This window comes from Streptomyces sp. NPDC058375, assembly GCF_042723425.1.
Classification (GTDB): domain Bacteria; phylum Actinomycetota; class Actinomycetes; order Streptomycetales; family Streptomycetaceae; genus Streptomyces; species Streptomyces durocortorensis.
This window is the reverse complement of sequence record NZ_JBHXJG010000377.1, coordinates 1-4,908: the sequence shown is the minus strand read 5'-3', so window position 1 is coordinate 4,908 and position 4,908 is coordinate 1. Positions and strand designations below refer to the sequence as shown.

Genomic DNA, 4,908 nt, shown 5'->3' with positions numbered 1-4,908 from the left:
TGGCACGACGACGGTGGCTCCGCGCGCCGTTCGGCGGATCGCTGAACGGGCGGCGGCCGAGGCGCTGCCCGCCGGCGGCGCGGTGACCCGTGGCTCGGCGTCGGTGCGCGGCGCCTCCGCGCGGGTGACGCTCCGCGTCCGGCTGCCGTATCCGGTACGGGCAGATGAGACGGCCGGGCTGATCCGCGACCGTGCGCGGAGCCGGACGGCGGCCCTGACGGGCCTGTCCGTCCCCCACGCCGACATCCGGATCGACGCCCTCTCGGTGCTCCCCGTGCCACCCGCCCGGGAGTCCCCTGACGGTGAGCCCCCGGGGGCCGACACTACGGATCGCTGGGGTGAGGGCGCCGCCCGGATCGGTGGCCGGGGCGGCCGGATCCGTGCTCAGCGCCGGCTCCCTGCGGCGGTGACGGCGATCGTGGGGGCCGCCGGCTGTGCACTGCTCCTGGTCGACGTCGTCTCCGTCCGGCTCGGCGGCACGCCGGCCGCCTGGCGAACCTCGCTGGTCGACTGGGCGGCGACGCACGGTCCGGCGGACACGGCGGTCCGGGTCGGCGGGGCGGTGGCAGCGCTGACCGGTTTCTGGCTGCTGGGGTGCGCCCTGCTGCCGGGGCTGCGGCGCGGGCTGACCATGGCCGTGCCCGGGCCGCACCTGCGAGCGGCGCTCGACCGAACGGCCGCCGCTCGCATCGTCCAGGACAGGGCCGCCACCGTACCCGGGGTGGTTCGGGTCCGGGTGCGTGTGCGGCGGCGCGTGCGGGTGCGGGCAGATGTGGGGTTCGGCGAACCGCAGCAGGTACGCGCCGGGGTGGGCCGGGTCGTCGAAGCGGCTCTGCCGGAGCTGAGCCTGGCACGAACGCCCGCCCTGCGGGTCGGGGTCCGGGTCCGGAGTGAGCCGCACGGTCAGCCGCCGACGGCCGAGGAGTCGGCAGCGTCGGCTGCGGCTTCGACTGAACGGCAAAAGGGGTGAAGGAATGTCGGTGATCAGACGTGGCATGGTCAACCGGTCGCTGCTCGGTGCTGTCGGCCTGGTGCTGCTGGCCGGTGGCGGCTGGCTGGCCGTGGGGGGCGGTTCGGCGTGGGCCCCTATGGGGGACCGTCTGCCGCACTGGTGGCCGGTGCCGCCGGCGGACGGGGTGCTGCTGGACCGGGGGCTGCTGGCAGGGCTCCGGGAGAACGGCTGGTGGAGTCCCGTGCTGATCGCCGGGCTCGCCGTCGTCCTGTCTCTGCTGGTGTGGTGGTTGGCCCGTCAGGCGCTGCCGGGCGGACCCCGTTGGGCGGTATTGCCGCGGACTGGGCCTGTGCTGCGCAGGCGTGCATGGGAACGGGCGATGACAGCGCAGGTGGCGGCGTTCGACGACGTGGCGCGCGCCCGGGTGCGCCTGGTGGGCCGGCCTCTGCGGGCGGTCGTCACGGTGGTCGTGGAGCCCGGGGCCCGGCCGGCGGAGATGGTGCGATCCGTGGCCGGGGTCATCGCGGACGCCCGTGCCAGCAGCGGAGCCCGGAGCCTGTCGGCCGACATACGGATACGCGTTGCGAACCGCCGGGAGCGGAGGACGCGTTGAATCGCAGCGGACCCGGTCCGGGGGCGGGAGTACTCCACGGTCGTCTGGTCGGTGCCACCCACGGCGGGCAGATCCGCGCCTGCGCCGGCCGCTGTCCCCATCCCGTCACCCGACAGAATCTACCCGCGAGTAAGGTATGGCCTCCGGGATGCCGGCTCCACGGTCCGTACGGCACCCGGGCGTGGTCCGTCGACGGCCGTGGACAAGGAGTCGCGCCATGCCCCGCACCATGTCCGTAGCGGACAGCATCATCATCGACGCCTCCCCGGCACTCGTCTACGAACAGCTCAGCGACCCCACGGCGATGGGGCGTTGGAGCCCCGAGAACCGGGGCGCGACCGTGCACGGCGATCGGCGTGACGCGTATGTCGGCATGGTCTTCGAGGGCCAGAACAAGCGCGGTGCGGCCCGCTGGACGACCCGGTGCACGGTGACGGCGGCCGACCCCGGCGAACGCTTCGCCTTCCGGGTGCATGCGATCGGCCTGCGACGCCCTCTGCTCCCGGGGCCGATCGCCACATGGGAATACCGTTTCGAGGCGGTGGACGGAGCGACCCGGGTGACCGAGACCTGGACCGACGACCGCCGTCGCTGGCCGGACTTCCTCGCCAACTCCTTCGACCGCGTGGCGACGGGCGGGAAGACCTTCGCGCAGTTCCAGGGCGGCAACATCCGTACGACGCTGAAGCGTCTCAAGGCGTCACTGGAGGCAGACGTCCGGGGAGCCGGAAACTAGCCCGCCGGAGCGACTAGGCCGCCCAGTGTGGGGGGCGGCTCAGAGATGCGGGGAGCGCTGTTTTCGCGTTGCCCTTCGCGGCGTTGAGCTGGGCCTGAGTCAGGAACAGGCTTCCCGTGAGGTCGGCGCCCGAGAGATCGGCGTCACGGAAGTCCGCGCCGATGAGATCGGCCAGGCGGAGATCGGCGCCGGTGAGTTCGGCGGCGATCAGATAGGCCCCGCGCAGGTCCGCTCCGCGCAGGTCGGCGCCACGCAGGCGGGCCCCGATGAGGTCGGCACCGCGGTGGTTGCGCTTCTTGCGGCGGGGCGCGGCGGCCCGGACGAGTTCGCTGGTACGCAGAAGCAGACCGGCGACCCGGTCACGGTGACCGGCGACATCCAGTTCGGCGAAGTCGACGGCGGGGCGCTCGGTGTGCCGTTCCGTCTCTTCCAGGGCTCGGCGGATCTCGGTGTGCAGCGGGCGTGCGTCCTGCAGCGTAAGGGCCTCGGTGAGATACCACAGCAGTTCGTGGAGCTGCCTCATGACCGGGAACACCTGGAACATCTGGGCGGCGAGGTCGGGGGACGAACGCCAGTCGCGGCCCCCGTACGTCTCCTGGGAGACCTTCTGCCCGGCGCCGAAGCAGTCGTACACGGTGCAGCCGGAGAAGCCCTTCGGACGGAGCCGGGTGTGGATGCCGCAGCGGAAATCGTCCTGAAGGTTGGGGCAGGGCCGCCCGGCGTCCTTGTCGATGGCGAAGTCCGACGAAGCCGTCAGCGTGAGTGCGACACAACAGAGAGCGAAACAGTTCGTGCAGTCCGCGCGCAGAGCCTCCCGTGCGTGGTCGGGCACGGCGATCGAATCGTGGTCGGGCACGGGTGGCGGATCCTCGCGTGGATGGTGCTGCGGACAGTGCGGGTGTAGAGCACATGAGTCTACCGAGGAGCCGGGGAGCGGCGCTGCCGCCTGCTGCTGCCGGTGCACACTGGGCGCCGTAGGCAGGCACGACGAGGGGGATGCATGGGTAGCGAGGAGAACACCGGATTCGAGCCCGCGACCGGCGACGGTCCACCGTCTGCCGAGCCCGCGGCGGCACGGGCCGCTTCGGTGCGGACCGCGTTCGAGGGACTGCTGCAGATCCGTCGGCTGACCGGTGTTGGGCGGCCCGACCCCGTGGCGGCCCCGGCTCCGTGGGAGCTGAACCGCCCGGTTCGGGCTGTCGCGTTGGCGCTGGAGAGCTCTGGGGCGACGCCTTCGGCCGTCGACCCGTCGGGGCGTCGTGTGTCGGCCGGGTACCGGGTGAGTGACGGGGAGTCGGCAGGTTCGGTACGGGTCGAGTGGGCCGGGCCGCCCGGCAGCGGGGCCGCTCACGACGAGGAGGAGGCGCTGGCCGGCTGCGCTTCGGCCTTGCGGGAGCTGGGTTGGACGGTGCTGCTCTACCGGGGGCCCCGCAGGCGGCGCTACCTGGAGGTGGAGCCGCCGAGCGGATTGTCCGGCGGGCACGGCCGGGCTTGAGGCGGCGTTGTCAGACCCATGAGAGATGCTTGACGGTCCGACAGCTCTGAGGAGGAGATGCTGAGATGGACAGCCACGAACTCGCGGCGGCGCAGGCGTACGTCCGCCTCTTGGAGGCCACCCGGGCAGCGCTCGCGGATCCCGACGACGCACCGGTCTACCTGCCGCTACTCACCTCTCCGATGAGGGAGGCCGACCAGGCCCTGCGCAGCGCGGGGCTGACGGGCAACGAGGACCGGCTGTTCGCTCTCGTCCGGGCACTGCAGCCGAGCCTTTCCGGCAGCGACAGATAGGCGCGCCGCAGGGGCGGCGGCGGGCGAATCCGCGTCGGTCCGCCCTATCCCGCCTGTTCCTCCCGAGTGGGGGTGTCCGCAGTGGGGGCGTCCGTGGGGCCCGGGGCGAGAGCGAGTTCTTGTTCGCCGGGGCCGAGCGGTGCGAAGAACCGGGCGACCTCCTGGTCGTCGACCTCGGCGAGGGAGCCCGGCTTCCACTGCGGGTCGTTGTCCTTGTCGATGATCCGGGCGCGCACACCTTCCACGAAATCGGGGTGCTCGAACGCCCGGCTGGAGACCCGGAACTCCTGGTCGAGTACGGCTTCCAGGCTGTCGAGCCGGGCTGCCCGGCGCACCGCGGCGAGCGTGACCTTGAGCGCGAGGGGCGACTTGGTCAGCAGTTCGTCCGCCGCCGTCTGCGCTGCGGGCAGACCGCTCTCGCGCAGCCTCCGGACGATGTCCTCCACGGTGTCCCCCGCGTAGCAGGCGTCGATCCAGTCGCGCTGCGCCGCGAGCTCGCCGGTGGTCGCCTCCGTGGCGAACCCCTGGACGATGCCCGCAGCCGAAGCGTCCGGGCCGGCCGGCTCGCCCAGCGCTTCGGTCAGGGCCGGCAGGAGGTGGGCAGGAACGTGGTGATCGGCCAGGCCGCAGAGAATGGCGTCGGCCGCCCCGACGGGGGGGGCGGTGGTGGCCACGGGGGTGTGCAGTGTGCCCGGGGGGGCGGGCCGCCCGCGGGGGGAGCGGCGCCCCCCGGGGGGGGGGGGGGCCGGGGGGGGGCGGGCGGGGGGGGGTGTTGTGGGGGGGGGGGTGTGTGGGGGTAGTTCTGAAAGAAAAAGAAGG

6 protein-coding genes and 1 pseudogene are annotated in these 4,908 nt (G+C 73.1%); 5 read left to right on the top strand and 2 right to left on the bottom strand.

Annotated features, from left to right (window positions below; translation table 11 throughout):
- The 3 genes from ACFWM7_RS33610 to ACFWM7_RS33600 form a co-directional block, all read left to right on the top strand.
- A partial coding sequence (locus tag ACFWM7_RS33610) for a DUF6286 domain-containing protein (RefSeq protein WP_383268117.1) occupies window positions 1-970 on the top strand: 970 nt, incomplete at its 5' end.
- Window positions 971-974: 4 nt separating this feature from the next.
- Window positions 975-1,565, top strand: coding sequence for a hypothetical protein (locus ACFWM7_RS33605; protein WP_383268116.1), 591 nt, complete (start codon window positions 975-977; stop codon window positions 1,563-1,565).
- A 217-nt stretch (window positions 1,566-1,782) separates the two neighbouring features.
- The gene (locus tag ACFWM7_RS33600) at window positions 1,783-2,301 is read left to right on the top strand and encodes an SRPBCC family protein (RefSeq protein ID WP_383268113.1); all 519 of its coding nucleotides are present in this window, start codon (window positions 1,783-1,785) and stop codon (window positions 2,299-2,301) included.
- A gap of 13 nt (window positions 2,302-2,314) precedes the next feature.
- Here ACFWM7_RS33600 and ACFWM7_RS33595 read toward each other — a convergent pair whose 3' ends face one another.
- Entirely contained in the window at window positions 2,315-3,157 is an 843-nt protein-coding gene (locus ACFWM7_RS33595; protein WP_383268111.1) for a pentapeptide repeat-containing protein, read from the bottom strand.
- Window positions 3,158-3,301: 144 nt separating this feature from the next.
- Here ACFWM7_RS33595 and ACFWM7_RS33590 point away from each other — a divergent pair, with 144 nt between their 5' ends.
- The gene (locus ACFWM7_RS33590; RefSeq protein WP_383268108.1) at window positions 3,302-3,796 is read left to right on the top strand and encodes a hypothetical protein; all 495 of its coding nucleotides are present in this window, start codon (window positions 3,302-3,304) and stop codon (window positions 3,794-3,796) included.
- Between the two features lie 65 nt (window positions 3,797-3,861).
- On the top strand, window positions 3,862-4,089 hold the full coding sequence (locus ACFWM7_RS33585; RefSeq protein ID WP_383268105.1) for a hypothetical protein: 228 nt from the start codon (window positions 3,862-3,864) through the stop codon (window positions 4,087-4,089).
- A 44-nt stretch (window positions 4,090-4,133) separates the two neighbouring features.
- On the opposite strand, the pseudogene ACFWM7_RS33580 reads toward ACFWM7_RS33585, so the two are convergent.
- Window positions 4,134-4,790, bottom strand: a pseudogene (locus ACFWM7_RS33580) (enoyl-CoA hydratase/isomerase family protein); the annotation flags it as partial.
- Between the last annotated feature and the right edge of the window lie 118 nt (window positions 4,791-4,908).